This is a genomic window from Sphingomonas larreae (assembly GCF_051400595.1).
Taxonomy (GTDB): Bacteria; Pseudomonadota; Alphaproteobacteria; order Sphingomonadales; family Sphingomonadaceae; genus Sphingomonas.
Map to the genome: position 1 here is coordinate 341647 of NZ_JBLFFI010000004.1, position 16607 is coordinate 358253.

Here is a 16607-nt window from a genome sequence, read left to right on the forward strand (position 1 = left end):
GGTGGGGGAGCTTGGTCGTTTCGAAAGTCGAGAGAGAGGCCATCGATCGAACGCCCCCCTCCCTTCAGGGGAGGGGTTCACCCTGACGCTACCACCTACCCAATCTCCTACTCCCGCCCACGCCGCGGCCCCCCCTCAGCTCGCCACGAAGCTGTTGACCGAGCAGTCCTTGCGCACCCTGGCGCCGTCGAACACCGTGCCGTTCATCGCGATCCACACGCCGGGCGCGGCGGTCTGCGCCGCGGCCACCGCCATGCCGAGGTTGAACGGCGCGTCGCTGTCGGCGAAGCGCGCCGGCGCCAGCGCCCCCACCAGCACGATCGTCTTCCCCGCAGTTCCCGCGCCGGTCGCCAGCAGCGCCGCGGCGGTTTCGGTCATCGTGTCGGTGCCGTGCGTGATCACCACGCGCGTCTCCGGTGCGGCCGCCACGGTCGCGACGATCGCGGCACGGTCGGCGTCGGTGAGGTCGAGGCTGTCCTTGCGCAGCAGCTCCACCACGCGGAACGGCAGCGCCACGCGCGCCTGGCGCAGCACGCGCTCCACCACGCTGTCGCCGATCTGATACTCGCTCAGCGCGTCGAAATAGAGCTTGTCGATCGTGCCGCCGGTAGTGACGACGAGCAGGCTCACGCCTCACCCTCCACGCCTTCAAGCAGCCCGTGGCGCCCCAGCATCGCCGCCGGGTCCGGGTCGCGCCCGCGAAAGGCGCGGAAGCTCTCCGCCGCGGGCCGGGTCGCGCCGCGCGCCAGCACCTCCTCGCGCAAGGCGGTCCCGGTGGCGCGATCGACCAGCCCGTTCTCGGCGAACTTGCCGAAGCCGTCCGCGGCCAGCACCTCGGCCCAGAGATAGCTGTAATAGCCGGAGGCATAGCCGCCCGCGAAGATATGCGCGAAGCCGTGCGGGAAGCGGTGCCATTCGGGCGGGCGGATCACCGCCACCTCGTCGCGCACCGCCTCGATCACCTCCATCGGGTCGCTGCCGAGCGTGCCGAGGTGGAGCAGCAGGTCGAACAGGGCGAACTCGAGCTGGCGGACGATGAACAGCCCCGACTGGAACCGCCGCGCCGCCACCATCTTCTCGAACAGCGCGGGCGGCAGCGGCGCGCCGGTCGCGTGATGCCCCGACATGCCGGTGAGAATGTCGCCGTCCCAGGCGAAATCCTCCATCAGCTGGCTCGGCAGCTCGACCGCGTCCCACTCGAACCCGCTCGTCCCCGCGATCGAGGGGCGGTCGACGCGCGTGAACAGATGGTGGAGGCAGTGGCCAGTCTCGTGCAGCAGCGTCACCACGTCATTGTGGCTCAGCAGCGAGGGCGCGTCGGGGCTCTTCGGCGCGAAGTTGCAGACGAGATAGGCGACCGGCACGCGGACATTGTTGCCGTCGCGCAGCCGCGGCCGCGCCTGCGCCATCCACGCGCCGCCGCGCTTGCCCGGGCGCGCATGGAGGTCGAGGTACAGGCCGGCGAAGGTCTCGCCCGCGTCGTCCACCACGTCATAGTAAGTGGCGTCAGGGTGATAGGTGGCGACATCGTCGCGCGCGACCAGCTGGAGCCCGAACAGCTGCCCGAGCAGCGCCTGCCAGCCCGCGGTGACGCGCTCGACCGGAAAATAGCCGCGCACCTCCTGCTCGTCGACCGCATAGCGCGCCTGGCGCAGCCGGTTGGCGGCGAAGCCCGCGTCCCACGGCTCGAGCCGGTCGAGCCCGAGCGTGTCGCGCGCGAACGCCTCCAGCGCGTCGCGGTCGCGCTGCGCGGCGGGACGCGCGCGGCGGGCGAGGTCGCGCAGGAAGGTCAGCACCTCGCCCGCATTGGGCGCCATCTTGGTGGCGAGCGACCATTCCACCGGATCGGTGAAGCCGAGCAGCCCCGCCGCCTCACGCCGCAGCGCGAGGATGCGCGCGATCCGCGGGCCGTTGTCGAACTGGCCGGCGTTGGGGCCCTGGTCGGAGGCGCGCGTGCCATAAGCGCGGTAGACCGCCTCGCGCAGGTCGCGATCCTCGGCGAAGGTCAGCACCGCGGTGACGCTCGGCTGCTGCAGCGTGACGAGCCAGCCGTCCTGCCCCTTGGCCTTGGCGGCGGCGGCGAACATCGCCTTGTCGGCGCCGGACAGGCCGGCGAGCCGCGCCTCGTCCGCGATCGCGAGCGTCCAGGCGTCGGTGGCGTCGAGCAGCGCGCTGCCGAACTCGGTCGAGAGCGCGGAGAGCTCGACCGAGATCGCGGCGAAGCGCTCGCGCTGGTCGGCGTCGAGCGCGACGCCGGCGAGGCGGAAGTCGCGCACCGCATGCTCCACCGCGACGCGGTCCTGCCGCGGCAGCGCGGCGAAGCCGGGCGACGCCTCAAGCGCGGTGAGCACCTCGTAGAGCTCGCGGTTCTGCGCCACCGCCATGCTGTGCTGGACGAGCTTCTCCTGCCCGGCGGCGTGCGCGGCGCGCAGCTCGGGCGTGTCGGCGACGCCGCGCAGGTGCGACACCGCCGACCACAAAGCATCGATTGCGGCCTCGGCGCGCTCGAGCGGGAGCCAGGCGGCGGCGAAATCGGTCGGGCGCTCGCGCGTGACGGTGGCGACCGCCTCGGCGTGGCGCACGATCGCGGCGTCGAGCGCGGCGGCGATAGTGTCGGGGGTCAGCGCGGCATAATCGGGCAGCGCGATCGGGTCGAGCAGGTCGGTGTCGGTCATCGCGGACGATGATAGGGACGCGGGAGGCGGCTTGCCAGTGGGGTGTCCCGGCCCGCCGGCAGGAGCGGCAGGTCGCGGGCGGGTCGACCCTGCGCGATGCGGCGGGGAGATAACCCTCCGCCACGCGCGGCGCCATGGGCGGTCACCTCCGTCCCGCCCCCGCCCTCTGCCAGCAAGCTCACGCCACCGCGCGCGCGCGCGCCTCAGCGCCCGCCCGCCAGCGCCATGCCGCCTGCGCCAACAGCGCCACCACCATCGTCAGCCCGGTAAGCGGGAACAGCAGCCCCGCTACCGCCATGATCGCGACCAGCCCCGCGCCGCTGCGCCCCGGCGGGGCGCCGACGCGCCCGCGCGGGCGGCGCTTCCACCACATCACCGGTGCCGACACGCACAGCAGCGCCAGCGCGGCACAGGCGGCGAGCATCACCAGCCGGTTGGGCTCGCCATATTGCTTGCCCTGGTGGACCGCGGCGCTCCACTCGATCGCGCGCGCCGCGCCGCCGAACTGCGCGAAGCGCGCGTCCTGCAGCACGCGCCCGCCCGCCGCGTCGACATAGACGACGTGCGCCGCCTGCGCCGGCCCGAGATTGGCGCTGACCAGCCAGGGCGCGCCCGGCGCCGCCGGCCAGGTGAGCGTATAGTCGCGCGCGAGCCCCAGCCGCGCCGCCGCCGCCAGCGCCTGGTCCGCGGTGATGGTGGCGTGCGCGCCGCCGTGCGGCATCGGTCGCTGCTGGAGCGACCAGGGCAGATCGTGCGCCGCATGCGCCAGCGCGGGCGCGACCGGCGCCGCCGGCCGGCCCCAGCCCGCCCCCGCCACCGCGTCCTGGACGGTCCGGCCCCATACCGCGCTCCACGGCATTCCGCTCAGCGCGAGGAACAGGATCACCGCGCCCGCGACCAGCCCGGTGGAGGCGTGGAGGTCGCGCCAGAACACGCGCTGCGCAGGGGCGCCGCGCACCCCGAGCGCGGGCGCGCGACCGCGCCGCCACCACAGGTACAGGCCGCTCAGCACCAGCACGATCGCCCAGCCCGCCGCGATCTCGATCAGCCAGTTGCCGACCCAGCCGGTGAGCGCGAGGCTGTGGAGCTGCTTCACCGTCTGCATCACCCCGCCCGGCGTGCTGGTGCCTGCAATATGCGCGTCGTGCGGGTCGACGAACGCCATCCGCCGCGCGCCGTCCGGCAGCGCATAGGTGACGCGCCACGCCTCGTCGTCCGCAGCGGGGCGCAGCAGCTGGACCACCTGCCCGCCGGTGGCGTGCTCGATCCGCGCGGCGAGCGTCGCCGCGGGCAGCGGCGCGCCGTGCGCGGGCGCGCGCAGCCAGTCGCCGTAGACGGCGCGCTCGAGCTCGGGCTTGTAGAGGTACAGCGACCCGGTCACCGCGAGCCACAGCAGGAAAGGCAGCGTCAGCAGCCCCGCGAAGAAGTGCCAGCGCCATACCGCGCGATACAGGTCCGCCACGTCACCGCTCCGCCAGAATGGCGCACGGCGTAGCGCAACTATGGTTAACAACGCGCTTCACGGCCCGCCGGCCGGGACGGGAACAGAGATGGAGACAGGAACGGGGAGGGAGCATCGCGACGATCCTCGACGCGCCGGCGCGCGCGGCGCACGGCGGGGTGCAGGCACCGGCGTACGTGCCGGCGGGTCAGCAGCCACCGGCGCGCACGCCGGCGGGTCAGCGAGCGTGGCGAAGCGGAGGAGCGCGCAGCGGTGGGCGCCAGCGCGGCGGCGCGCGCGGCGCGGGCGTCGGGCGCGGCGCGGTGACGACCGCCGCCGCCATGAACCCGATCGCGAGGCGCAGCACCACCGCGGCCGCGCCGAGCGCTACCGCCAGCACGGCGAAGGCGCACGGCTGTTCGGGCGACTGGTGGTGCGCCGGCGAGTCGTGCTGGTGGTCGACCCGCGTCACCACCGCCGTGCCGGAACAGGCGACGAGCGCGAGCCCGCCGCCGGGCGCGAGCATATAGCCGCTCGGCACGAGCAGCCGTACCGCGAGCGCCGCGGTCACCAGCCACAGGGCCAGGCGCGGGAAGCGGGCGAGGAGCTGGCGCGGCAGCGTCACGCCCATTGGCGTAGGCGCACCGGCAGCGCGGCGCAACGCTGCCGGACACGCGCCGGCTCTCGCCCCTGCATGGCAAGGCCATCGCGTAGGATGAAATCTGGCCGATCGTCCGCCCGGCGATCTCGCGTCACCCCGGACGTGTTCCGCGGCCTAGAGGTCAGCAGAGTCTACGTTGTGAGCCGGTGGTTCCTCCTGTCCCGCTAGCGATCCTTCTGCGAACGTCCGGAACGCTCCTCACCTGCCGTCATCCCGGACCTGTTCCGGGATACACTCCTCCGCAAAAGCAATGCTTTGGGAGTACGCGGCGCGGTAGATCCCGGACCACGTCCGGATGACGGAGAAGTGTCGCAGCGGCATCCACAACAACGAGGTCGCGGGCGGGGCCGCTCCGCGAACGCGCCTTTCGTGGCCTGGGCCGGGTAACAAGCGCCTCGCCCTCGTCGGGCCCCTGCGCGGGCTCGCAAGCTCAGGCCGGACATGACCCACGCGCCGCCTTTGCAAGGAGGCAAGAAGCGCGGCGCATCCCTTCGAACGCCGTCGCGGCACCGTCACGGAAATCGCTATGCTGGGTCAGTTCGCCCCCGCGCAGGAGACCGCCGTGACCGCCATCCTCTACCGTCCCCGGCTGCGCGACCTGCGCCCGCTCGCGTCCCCGCTCCCGCCCCCTCCCGCGACCGCGCTCGCCACCGCCGCGACGCGCACCACCCCCGCCAGCGCGTTCGCCGGCCGCACCGGCTACGACCCGCAGCATCTCGGCGACTTCGTGGTGCCGCCGCCCTCGCCCGCCGGGCTTGCCGCGGACGTGCGCGCGGTCCCGGGGCGCAGCGACGGTCGGCTCGACTATGCGCATTTCTCGATCGTGATGTCCGCCAGCCGCCGGCTCGCGCTGTTCACCGCGGCCAATCTCGACGGCGCGGCCAGCGTCGCGCTGCCGCGCGGCGGCGATCCCTGGGCGCTTGACGGACGCCTACCCGCCGACGCGCAGATCGGCGAGGAGCTTTACACCGGCAACGACTTCGACCGCGGCCATCTGGTCCGGCGCGAGGACCCCAATTGGGGCACGGACGCCGCCACCGCCAACCGCGACACCTTCCATTTCACCAACTGCGCGCCGCAGCTCGCCGCCTACAACCAGCAGACCTGGCTCGGGCTCGAGCAGCTGGTGCTCGGCAACGTGCGGCGCTGGCGCGAGCGCGCGAGCGTGTTCACCGGCCCGGTGCTGCGCGCGGACGATCCGGTATACCGCGGCGTCGCGATCCCGCTGGCCTATTGGAAGGTGATCGCCTTCGTCCATGACGACGGCACGCCCTCCGCCACCGCCTATATGATCGATCATGACGTCGACCTCCGCCGCGTCGAGCTGATCTTCGGCCCGTACCAGACCTACCAGCGCTCCGTCGCCGCGGTGGAGCGCGCCACCGGGCTCGATTTCGGCGCGCTCGCGTTGCGCGACGGCTTCTCCAACGAGGAGGCGGCGACCGGCGCCAAGGTGGAGCGCGTGATCCGCGGCGCCGCCGACATCCTGGTGTGACCCGCGTCCCGCTGCCCCGCCCGGCGCCGCCTATAATGAGCGTCTGGGTCAGGACGGAAAGGGGTCAATGAGGGCAGCGGACATCATGGGGCTGGCGGAGCGGTTCGCCGGATCGCAGCAGAGCGGCGCGGTGGCGCTCGATTTCTCGGCGGACAGCCTTGCTGCGGTCGACGCCGCGATCGACGACCGCCGGCGTGCGCGCGGCAAGGCCGCGGCGTTCGCGACCGAGGCGGGCTGTTACGTCGGCGAGGTGATCCGCCGCCAACTCGGTGGCCAGTGGCGCGAGCCGCCGGCGGGCGCGACGCCGCGTGGCGGCTTCTTCGCGCTGTTCCGCGGCGCCGCCCCCGCGCCGGGGCCGGTGCTCGATCTCGGCGTGATCGTGCTGTCACCCATCGAAAAGGTGCGCGCGCGGCTGCGCGACACCGCGGAGGACCCGATCGAGCATTATTACGAGGCGGTGGAGCGGATGATCATCCCGCGGCTTGAAGACATCGCCTGAGCTCGGCGCGCGCGGGGAAGCACGGCGTCGGAGGCCGGGACGGCCCGCGGCCGCACCAACCAACCCCCGCACCGGCGCGTGATGAGGGCCGCGCGCACCCGGCAGGCAGCGTGCCGGGTGCGGCCGGATACGACCGATGCCGCCGCCGCGGCGTCACCGCCGAGGTCGCCGGAAAGCAGGACCGTGCCGGCCGCTTGGGGCTGCTCATGCTCCTCCGCCAACCCGGACCTGTTCCGCGATCCACCGTGCCGCACACGCCCGAGGCGTTGCTGGCCCCGCGACCCTGAGGCTCGTCCCGACGTCCATCATGCCGCATTCGCCGCCGGCATCGCTCTTGTGGAGACATCGGTCCGGACTCAAGAGATGGGACGGCTACGTAACCGCTTGGCCGTCAAGCCGGCCCGCCCGCCTCAGCCGAACGGCCGCTCCAGCGACTCCTGCGGCACGGTGAACCAGGCGGCGCCCTCGGCGGTGACGCGGAAGTGATCCTCCAGCCGCACGCCGTAACGCTCGGGCACGACGATCATCGGCTCGTTGGAGAAGCACATGCCCGGCTCCAGCACGGTGCGGTCGCCGCGCACCAGATAGGCCGGCTCGTGGATCGCCAGCCCGATGCCGTGCCCGGTGCGATGCGGCAGCCCGGGCAGACGATAGCCCGGCCCCAGCCCCGCCGCCTCCAGCACCGCGCGCGCCGCGGCGTCCACCGCCTCGCAGGTGGCGCCGGGCCGCACCGCCGCGAATGCCGCCGCCTGTGCGGCCTGCTCCACCGCGAACGTGTCGTGCACCTCCGCCGGCACCCGGCCGAAGGCATAAGTGCGCGTGATGTCCGAATGATAGCCATGGACGCGGCAGCCGGTGTCGACCAGCACGAGCTGGTTCTCCTCGAGCCTCTGGTCGCCCGGCAGCCCGTGCGGGAAGGCGGTGGCGCGGCCGAACTGCACCGCGCAGAAGAACGACCCGCCGCCGCCGATCGCCTGATGCGCCGCATCGATGAAGCGCTTCACCTCACTCGCCGCGATGCCGGGGCGCAGGATCGCGGCGGCGCGGCGCTGCACCTCCAGCGTCATCGTCTTGGCGGCGGCGAGGCAGGCGAGCTCGGCGGCGGACTTCACCATGCGGCAGCGGTCGATCGCAGCGGCGCCGTCGCCCACCGCCAGCCCGGTGCCGCGCAGTTTCTCGCCCCAGCCGAACGGCAGCAGCGGATCAAGCGCGAGCCGCGCCCCCGGCGCCAGCGCGCCTGCCACCAGCGCGACCGGGTCCTCGTCCTCCTCCCACAGCAGCGCCTCCGCCTCGATCGCCAGCTCGGCGGCGAGCGAGCCCTGCTCGAACGCGGGGCAGACGATCAGCGGGTCACCGTCGACGCGCAGCAGCAGCGCCACCATCCGCTCGCTCGCGCCCCAGCTCACCCCGGTGAAGTAGCGCAGGCTCGCTCCCGCGCCGACCAGCAGCGCGTCCGCACCCATGTCCGCCACCAGCGCGCGCGCGCGCTCGAGGCGGGCGTGATGCTCGGCCGCGGTGATCGGCGGCACCGCGGGCGCGGCGTGGATCGCGGCGAGCTCGGTGACGGGGTCGGAGGAGCCGATGGTCATGCACGCGTCCCGAAGCGGCGGAGGTCGAACGGGGCGAGATCGATCGCCGGCGCCGCCCCGGTGATCGCCTCGGCCATCAGCTCGGCGGTGACGGGCGCGAGCGTCAGCCCGAGATGCTGGTGCCCGAAAGCGTAGAACAGATTGGCCGCGCGCGTCGAGCGGCCAAGCGCGGGAAGATAGTCCGGCAGCGTCGGCCGTGCCCCGACCCAGCGCTCGAACGGCGCCGCCAGCGGCAGCCCGAGCGCGGCGGCATGCGCCTCCAGCCGCTGCCACTTGCGCGCGTCCGGCGCGGCATCGGCCGCGCCGAACTCGACGAAGCCGGCGAGCTGGACGCGATCGGCATAGCGGGTGGCGATGATCGAGCGGTCCTCGAACACCAGCGGCGGCAGGTCGGCGGGCCAGCCGTCCGCCGCGGCGCGGACGTGATAGCCGCGCTCCGCGATCAGCGGCGCGCGCTCGCCCACCGCCGCCAGCAGCGCGCGCGAGCCGACGCCCGCCGCCACCACGACGACATCGGCGTCGTGCCCGCGCACGCGCACCGCCGCGCCCGCCCGCTCGAGCGTCGCCGCGGCGGTGACGCGCGCCACCCCGGCGGCGTCGAGCGCGGCGTCGAGCGCGGCGGCGAGCCGTGCGAGGTCGCTCACCTGCGCGCTGCCCTCGAAGCGGATCGCGTCGTGGACGCCGGGGGCGAGCGCGCGCACCCGCGCCAGCGTCGCGGCGTCCGCCGCCACGACGCGCGCGGTGCCGGTGTCCGCTGCCTGCCAGGCCGCGCGCCCGCGCGCCGCGCTCGCCGCGCTCTCCCAGGCGACAAGATGCCCGTCGGCGCGCACCAGCTCGGGCGCGCCGAGCGCGGCGGCGAGCCGCTGCCACGCCGGCAGCGCCTCCGCCAGCAGCGCGCCGAGCGCGATGCGGCCGCGGCGGAAGCGCGCCGGACGCGACGCCAGCGCGAGCCGCAGCGCGAACGGCAGCCAGCGGCGCACCTGCGCGGGCGGCAGGCTCAGCGGCCCGCCGCGCCAGAACAGCCGCCGCGGCACGCCGCGCAGCGTCGCTAGCGAGGCGATCGGCTCGACCTGCTCGGTGGCGATGTGCCCGGCATTGCCCCAGGAGGCAGCGGCGGTGGCGGCGTGCTGGTCGAGCAGGGTCACCGCGGCGCCGCGCCGCGCGAGCGCGAGCGCGAGCGTGCGCCCCACCACGCCCCCGCCGACGATCAGGACCCGCATCGCCGCTCCCCCGTGCACGTCACGCCGTCAGCGCTATCGTCTGCGATGATCCTCGACAAGCGCGGTGGCGGTGTCACGGTGTTGTTGATTGATCCTTAAGCATCCATCTGGGATGATACGCTTTCTCGGTCGCCGCATCGGCTGTTCGAAGGATTGTCATGCCCGTCAGCATCATCGCCCGTACCCTGTCCGATCGCGTGTTCGAGATCGTGCGCGAGCGGATCGTCACCGGCGAGCTGCGCGGCAACATGCCGATCCGCCAGGACGCGCTCGCCAGCGAACTGGGGGTCAGCAAGATCCCGCTGCGCGAGGCGCTGGCGCGGCTCGAGCAGGAGGGGCTGCTGTCGAGCCAGGCCAATCGCGGCTATTCGGTGCAGCCGATGTCCGCCGCCCAGGCGGACGAGATCTTCGCGCTGCGCCTGTTGGTCGAGCCCGCCGCCGCGGCGAGCGCGGCGCTGGCGGCGGACGAGCCGGCGCGCCAGGCCGCGCTGGCGGCGTTCCACGCGCTGGACGAGGCGGCGTCGAGCAACCTCGCCGAAGTGGCGGTGCGCAATCGCATCTTTCACATCGCGCTGGTCCGCCCGGCCGGGCGTTCGCTGACGACGCAGCTGGTCGAGCGGCTCGGCATCCTGGCGGAGCGCTACACCGTCGCGCACCTGCGCCCGGCGGAGCGCGACGCGCGCGCGCACCTCGAGCACCGCGGGCTGATCGACAGCTGGATGGCGCGTGACGCGGCGACGCATGAGCGGCTGGCGCACGAGCATATCGGCGGCACGCTCAACGACCTGCGTGCGCAGTTCGCGATCGGTGCGGTGGCGGCGTAGCGGAGACGGCGTTGATGGGTCCGGGCCCTAAAGGCGGCTCGCGTCTTCCGCGGGTTGAATGGTCCCGCGCTGCTGCGCGAGCTGATGCGCGGCCTTGAGGCAAGACGCTTCCACCTGACATCTACTTCTGCGCGGATCCGCGGAAGCGGAGAGGGCTTTGTGAGCTTGGCCCGGCCGGGCCGGCTCTGCCCCGATGCGCGAGTGCGCTGCACAATGGTCCTGGAACGAGTTCAGGATCTCGGCGGCGAAGCGGGTCGGACGATGCTCCCGCCATCCCGGCCCGGCCATAGCCAAGCGCCGCCCCGCGCGGCATAGCGACGGCGCCATGACCGACTCCGCGCTGGCGCTCTACGTCCATTGGCCGTTCTGCGTCTCCAAATGCCCCTATTGCGACTTCAACAGCCACGTCCGCGCCGCGGTCGACCAGGCGGCGTGGCGCGACGCGCTGCTCGCCGATCTCGCGCACGAGGCGGCGCTGCTGCCGGGGCGGCGGCTCGGGTCGATCTTCTTCGGCGGCGGCACGCCCTCGCTGATGCCCCCCGCCACCGTCGCTGCGGTGATCGACGCCGCCACCCGCGCGTGGCCGCCGCTGCCCGGGCTGGAGGTGACGCTGGAGGCCAATCCCTCCTCGGTCGAGGCGGCGCGCTTCGCCGATCTCGCCGCCGCCGGGGTCAATCGCGTGTCGCTCGGGCTGCAGGCGCTCGACGACGAAGCGCTGCGCTTCCTCGGCCGCGCGCACTCGGTGGCGGAGGCGCTCAGCGCGCTCGACGTCGCGCAGGCGCAGTTCGCGCGGGTGAGCACCGACCTGATCTACGCGCGCCCCGACCAGTCGCTGGCCGGGTGGGAGCGCGAACTTGCCCGCGCGCTCGCGTTCGGCACCGAGCATCTCTCGCTGTACCAGCTCACGATCGAGCCGGGGACGCGCTTCGCCACCGAGGCGGCGGCGGGGCGGCTGACGCTTCCCGACGGCGACGCCGCCGCCGACCTGTTCGAGGCGACGCGCGCGCAGACCGCGGCGGCGGGGCTGCCGGCCTATGAGGTGTCGAACCACGCACGGCCCGGCGCGGAGAGCCGCCACAATCTCGCTTACTGGCGCTACCGCGACTATGCCGGCGTCGGCCCCGGCGCACATGGCCGTCGGCTGGCGCAGGCGACGCAACGCCATCGCAAGCCGGAGAACTGGCTGTCGGGGGTGGCGCGCAACGGCCATGGCCTCGTGCTCGAGGAGGCGCTGGCGCCGGCGCTGCGCGGCAGCGAGGCGCTGCTGATGGGACTGCGGCTGGCGGAGGGGGTCGATCTGGCGCGGATCGCGCGCGACACCGGGCTGGCGCCGGATGCGCTGGTCGATCGCGCCGCGATCGCCGCGCTGCCCGGACTGATCGCCTGGGAAGGCGACCGGTTGCGCGTTACCGAGGCGGGCATCCTGCTCCTCGACGCGATCCTGCCGCGCGTGGTGCGCTGAGGGACCGTAACTCCCCGCCCCTTCAGGGGAGGGGGTGGGGCGCCGCCGCGAGCGGGACGCCCGGGGGCGAGGCCCACCCCGGCCCTCCCCTGAAGGGGCAGGAAGTTATTCCTGCTCCCCTCAAGAACGGCGGGTTCGGATCAGAACGACGACCAGTCATCCTCCGCCACCGCGACCGCCGAGCCGCGTCCTCCCGCCGCCGCGAGCCGCCGCGCCGGCGTCGCTGCCGCGCTCGGTACAGGCGACGGCGCCGCACTGCGCGCCGCGGTCGCGCGCACCGCCATCCGCGGTGGCGGCGCAACCAGCACCGCGCCGCCGAGCGAGAAGCGTGCGATCTCCGCCGCCAGTGTGTCCGCCTCGCCCGCCAGCGTGCGCGCCGCGGCGGTCGCCTCTTCCACCATCGCGGCGTTGCGCTGGGTCACGCCGTCCATCTCGCCCACCGCGGTGTTGACCTGCTGCAACCCTTGCGACTGCTGCTCGGCCGAGCCGGAGATGTCCGAGACCAACGTGCTGATCTCGGCGATCCGTCCGATGATCCGCTCGAGCGAGCGCCCGGTCTCGCCCACCAGCGTCACCCCGGCGTCGACCGTCTGGACCGAGGCGGTGATACGCTGCTTGACGTCCTTGGCCGCCTCGGCCGAGCGCTGCGCCAGCGCGCGCACCTCCGACGCCACCACCGCGAAGCCCCTGCCGGCATCGCCCGCGCGCGCCGCCTCTACCCCGGCGTTGAGCGCCAGCAGGTTGGTCTGAAAGGCGATCGCATCGATCACCGCGATGATGTCCGAGATTTCCACCGAGGTTCGCTCGATCCCGGCCATCGCCTCCATCGCGCGGCGCACTACCGCGCCCGATTCCTCCGCCTCGCTGCGCGCCGCGACGACGATCTGGTTGGCGCGCCCCGCGCCCGCCGCGGTCTCGCGCACGGTGGCGGTGATCTGCTCCATCGCCGCCGCGGTCTCCTCCAGGCTCGCGGCCTGCTGCTCGGTCCGCTGCGACAGATCGTCCGACGCCGCGCTGATCTCGCCCGCGCCGCGGTGGATGCCTTCGGACACCCGCGCCACCGAGGCCATGGTCGCCTGCAGCGCCATCATCGCGTCGTTGAAGTCGTGCTTGAGCTTGAGAAACGGTCCGCTGAGCTCGGCGTTGATCCGGGCGGTGAGGTCGCCCGCGGCGAGCCGGCCGAGCCCCTCGCCCATCGCCAGCGCCATCTGCCGCTGCGTGTCGCACTCGCGCGCAGCGACCGAGCTCTCGCGGAAGATCGCCATCGCCTTGGTCATCCGGCCGACGCAGTCGCGATTGGCGGTATGATCGACCGGGCTGTCGAGATCGCCCGCGGCGAGCCCCTCCATCCGCACCACCGTTTCGACATAGGGCGTGCAGATCAGCCGCGCCGCGATCAGCGTCACCGCGACCGTCGCCGCCACCCCGGCGAGCGCGCCGCCGATCACCCACAGCGGGTCTGCGCTGGCGCCCGCCAGCACGCCATAGGCGGCGCACCCCGCGATGGCGCCCGAAAGCACCAGATAAACGACGGCAAGAATCTTGAACTTCACGCGAATCGGCGCGTGCCGACCGAACCACTCGACCATTGGGGTCGCCCCTGCTGACGACCGCGCGGGAGAGCCGGTCGAGGCACCAGCGGTGCACAGGGTAGGGCTAAGATAGCGCTAAGCTACTCCAGGAACTAAGAAAGTATAACATCCATTACGGATCGACCGATCACCCCGTCGGCACCGCGCCGGCCAGCGGCGCGAAGCGCGCGACCTGGCGGCCGATCAGCTGGAGCTGATCGCGCACCGCCGGGTCGCTCACCCCGCCGGCGTCGTCGAACTTGGTAAGCTGTGTGTTGATCGCGGCGGCGAACGGCGTCGGCCAGCCGCGCAGCGCGTGGACGATCGAGCGCAGCGCCGCGATCGTCGAGCCGGTCGCCTGCCAGCCATAAGCGGTGGCGATGAGGCCGACCGGCAGGTCCGCCAGATAGGGCCGCTCGTCGCGCGCGGTCTCCTCCAGCAGGTCGAGCGCGTTCTTCACCACGCCCGAGATGCTGCCGTGATAGCCGGGGCTGGCGATGATCACCGCCGACGCGTCGCGCACCGAATCGACGAAGGCGCGCTCCTCCGCGGTGCGGCTGGTGGCGCGCGGGTCATAGAGCGGCAGCCGCGCCATGTCCTCGCCGCCGAACAGCCGCGTGCGAAACCCTTCCGCGCACGCCGCATCGAGCGCGACGCGCAGCGCCCGCTCGGTCGACGACACGCCGCCGATCGTGCCACCGATCCCGACCACCAGCGGCGCGCCCGCGCCTTTCGCTTCCTCGCTCATGTGGCTATCCTTGTGGCACGCGGCCGCGGCTTGCGGCAACTGTCATATTGATGTAAGACACTTCCTGCATGCGCCCCCCCTACGAACCCGGCCGCGTCCGCTATCATCACACGCGCGGCGACGCGACTGACGCGGCCGCCGGCGACGACGGGCGCGGCGCGATGCCTTCTTTCGATCCGTGGCGCGACGACGCCGCCGCCCCGCCCTCACCCCCGCCGCCGCGCGACGACCGGCCGTGGGACGGCGGCGGCGGCGACGACCGCTTCTGGCAGCCGGAGCGCCGCCACTGGCCCGATCCCGAACCGCCCCGGCGCGCCTGGTGGCAGCGCTTCCGCTGGGGGCGCTGGCTGGTGCGCGGCGCGGCGGCGCTGATCGTGCTGTTCGTGGTCGCGGTGATCTGGCTGGCGGTGACCGCACCGCTGTCGCGCTCGCTCAAGCCGCCGACGCCGCCCTCGATCACGCTCACCGCAGCGGACGGCACGCCGATCGCACGGCGCGGCGCGATCATCGGCGCGCCGGTCGACGCCGCCAAGCTGCCCGCGCACGTGCGCGAGGCGTTCCTCGCGATCGAGGACCGCCGCTTCTACTCGCATTGGGGGGTCGACCCGCGCGGCATCGCGCGCGCGGCCTGGGCCAATCTCGGCTCGGGCGGGGTGCGCCAGGGCGGCTCGACGATCACGCAGCAGCTCGCCAAGAACGCCTTCCTCGACTCGGACCGCACCGCCGCGCGCAAGCTGCGCGAGGCGATGATCGCCTTCTGGCTGGAGGCGTGGCTGAGCAAGGACGAGATCCTGTCGCGCTACCTGTCCAACGTCTATTTCGGCGACAACGTCTACGGCATCACCGCAGCCTCGAAGCATTATTTCGGGCGCACCCCGACGCAGCTGAACGTCGGCCAGGCGGCGATGCTGGCCGGGCTGGTCAAGGCGCCGTCGCGGCTGGCACCGACCGGCAACCTCAAGGGTGCGCGCGCGCGCCAGGCGGTGGTGGTCGGCGCGATGGTGGACGCGGGCTTCCTCACCAAGGACGAGGCAGCGCGAGTGCAGCCGCAGCGTGTGCTCGCCGAGCGCGCCGAAACGCTCCCCACCGGCACCTATTTCGCCGACTGGGTGCTGCCCTCCGCGCGCGAGGTGGCGGGCGAATCGGGCACCGAGGCGACGGTGCGCACCACGCTCGACCGCGGCTTCCAGCGCACCGCCGAGCGCGTCGTCCGCCAGGCCTCGCTGGGAGGCATGCAGGCGGCGCTGGTGGCGATGAAGCCCGACGGCACCGTCGTCGCCATGGTCGGCGGGCGCGATTATCGCGCCAGCGCATTCAATCGCGCGGTTCAGGCCAAGCGCCAGCCCGGCTCCACCTTCAAGCTGTTCGTCTATCTCGCCGCGATGCGCTCCGGCCTCACCCCCGCGACGGTGATGGACGACACGCCGGTGGAGATCGCCGGGTGGAAGCCGCGCAACGACGACGGGCGGTACCTTGGCCCGATCACGCTGCAGCGCGCCTTTGCGCGATCGTCCAACGTGGTGGCGGCGCGGCTGACGCAGGAGGTGGGCGTGCGCAACGTGATCAAGGCGGCGCGCGACCTCGGCATCACCACCCCGATCGCCAACGAGGCGACGATCGGTCTGGGCACCTCCGAGGTGTCGCTGCTCGAGCTGACCGGCGCCTATGCCGCGATCGCCAGCGGGCGCTATCCGGTGACGCCGCGCGGCGTCGAGGGCGGGCGCAGCGCGAGCTGGTACGAGGCGATCGCGGGGCGCGACAGCGCGATGTCGGGCAAGATCCGCGACGAGATGCGCACCCTGCTGGGCTCGTCGATCCGCGGCACCGGGCGCGGCGCCAACCTGCCGGTCAGCGCCTTCGGCAAGACCGGCACCAGCCAGGGCGGACGCGACGGCTGGTTCATCGGCTTCGCCGGCGACCTGGTGGTGGGCGTCTGGGTCGGGCGCGACGACAGCGCGCCCAACCCCGGGCTGCACGGCGGCGGCATCCCGGCGCAGATCTGGCGCCAGTTCATGATGTCGGCATTGCACATCCCGGTCGCGGTGGCGCCGGTGGAGGACGAGGTGGCGGCACCGATCGACCCTGCCAACATGCTCGACGGGCTGGGGGTCGATCTCGGCGGCGAGGTCGGCCGCGCGGTCGACGACGCGCGCCCGCGGATCGAGGACGCGCTCGACCGGCTGCGCGACATGGGGGTGGAGCTGCCGCAGCCGCCCGCCCCGCGCGAGCGTGCGCCCGAGCGGCGCCGCCTTGACGACGAAGGCGCGAGCGAGGGCGAGGAGGGCGGCCCGGAGGGCTGAGCGTCGGCCCGGGCGCGTCGGTGTCTGGCCGGATCGTCCTCCGGCGAACGCCGGACGTCAGGGCCAATGGGCGTCGGGTCGTGGCGCTGGGCTCCTGCGTTCGCAGGAGCACGCCGGTCAAT

Annotated in this window: 13 protein-coding genes; 5 read left to right on the top strand and 8 right to left on the bottom strand. The window is 73.5% G+C overall.

Features of this window, described 5'->3' with window-relative positions:
• Positions 1-135: 135 nt before the first annotated feature.
• The 4 genes from ACMGDM_RS16105 to ACMGDM_RS16120 all read right to left on the bottom strand — a co-directional run bounded on the left by ACMGDM_RS16105 (position 136) and on the right by ACMGDM_RS16120 (position 4741).
• Positions 136-630, bottom strand: coding sequence for an asparaginase domain-containing protein (locus ACMGDM_RS16105; RefSeq protein ID WP_436805120.1), 495 nt, complete (start codon positions 628-630; stop codon positions 136-138).
• Positions 627-2675, bottom strand: coding sequence for a M3 family metallopeptidase (locus ACMGDM_RS16110; RefSeq protein WP_436805121.1), 2049 nt, complete (start codon positions 2673-2675; stop codon positions 627-629). Before ACMGDM_RS16110 ends, ACMGDM_RS16105 begins: the two co-directional genes overlap by 4 nt.
• A gap of 178 nt (positions 2676-2853) precedes the next feature.
• A complete protein-coding gene (locus ACMGDM_RS16115) occupies positions 2854-4137 on the bottom strand; it encodes a PepSY-associated TM helix domain-containing protein (protein WP_436805122.1) in 1284 nt (427 codons plus the stop codon).
• Positions 4138-4354: 217 nt separating this feature from the next.
• Complete coding sequence (locus tag ACMGDM_RS16120; RefSeq protein WP_436805123.1) at positions 4355-4741, bottom strand: DUF2946 family protein; 387 nt, start codon at positions 4739-4741, stop codon at positions 4355-4357.
• 562 nt (positions 4742-5303) lie between these two features.
• On the opposite strand from ACMGDM_RS16120, the gene ACMGDM_RS16125 reads away from it, so the two are divergent.
• Positions 5304-6272: a DNA/RNA non-specific endonuclease gene (locus tag ACMGDM_RS16125; protein ID WP_436805124.1), complete on the top strand. Its 969-nt coding sequence runs from the start codon at positions 5304-5306 to the stop codon at positions 6270-6272.
• Between the two features lie 67 nt (positions 6273-6339).
• Entirely contained in the window at positions 6340-6771 is a 432-nt protein-coding gene (locus ACMGDM_RS16130) for a DUF6278 family protein (RefSeq protein ID WP_436805125.1), read from the top strand.
• A 410-nt stretch (positions 6772-7181) separates the two neighbouring features.
• Here ACMGDM_RS16130 and ACMGDM_RS16135 read toward each other — a convergent pair whose 3' ends face one another.
• Together ACMGDM_RS16135 and ACMGDM_RS16140 are read right to left on the bottom strand one after the other, a co-directional pair.
• Entirely contained in the window at positions 7182-8360 is a 1179-nt protein-coding gene (locus ACMGDM_RS16135; protein ID WP_436805126.1) for a M24 family metallopeptidase, read from the bottom strand.
• On the bottom strand, positions 8357-9580 hold the full coding sequence (locus ACMGDM_RS16140) for an NAD(P)/FAD-dependent oxidoreductase (protein WP_436805127.1): 1224 nt from the start codon (positions 9578-9580) through the stop codon (positions 8357-8359). The genes ACMGDM_RS16135 and ACMGDM_RS16140 overlap by 4 nt, the downstream gene beginning before the upstream one ends.
• A gap of 158 nt (positions 9581-9738) precedes the next feature.
• Between ACMGDM_RS16140 and ACMGDM_RS16145 the strand changes: the two genes are divergently transcribed.
• Both ACMGDM_RS16145 and hemW read left to right on the top strand, forming a co-directional pair.
• Entirely contained in the window at positions 9739-10404 is a 666-nt protein-coding gene (locus ACMGDM_RS16145; RefSeq protein WP_436805128.1) for a GntR family transcriptional regulator, read from the top strand.
• Positions 10405-10729: 325 nt separating this feature from the next.
• Complete coding sequence (hemW, locus tag ACMGDM_RS16150) at positions 10730-11866, top strand: radical SAM family heme chaperone HemW (protein ID WP_436805129.1); 1137 nt, start codon at positions 10730-10732, stop codon at positions 11864-11866.
• A 140-nt stretch (positions 11867-12006) separates the two neighbouring features.
• Here the strand turns inward: hemW and ACMGDM_RS16155 are convergent, their stop codons facing one another.
• Positions 12007-13455: a methyl-accepting chemotaxis protein gene (locus ACMGDM_RS16155; protein ID WP_436805130.1), complete on the bottom strand. Its 1449-nt coding sequence runs from the start codon at positions 13453-13455 to the stop codon at positions 12007-12009.
• Positions 13456-13585: 130 nt separating this feature from the next.
• Positions 13586-14185 (bottom strand): NADPH-dependent FMN reductase, encoded by a 600-nt coding sequence (locus ACMGDM_RS16160; protein WP_436805131.1) that lies wholly within the window; start codon positions 14183-14185, stop codon positions 13586-13588.
• Positions 14186-14346: 161 nt separating this feature from the next.
• Here ACMGDM_RS16160 and ACMGDM_RS16165 point away from each other — a divergent pair, with 161 nt between their 5' ends.
• Entirely contained in the window at positions 14347-16485 is a 2139-nt protein-coding gene (locus tag ACMGDM_RS16165) for a transglycosylase domain-containing protein (protein ID WP_436805184.1), read from the top strand.
• Positions 16486-16607: the final 122 nt, after the last annotated feature.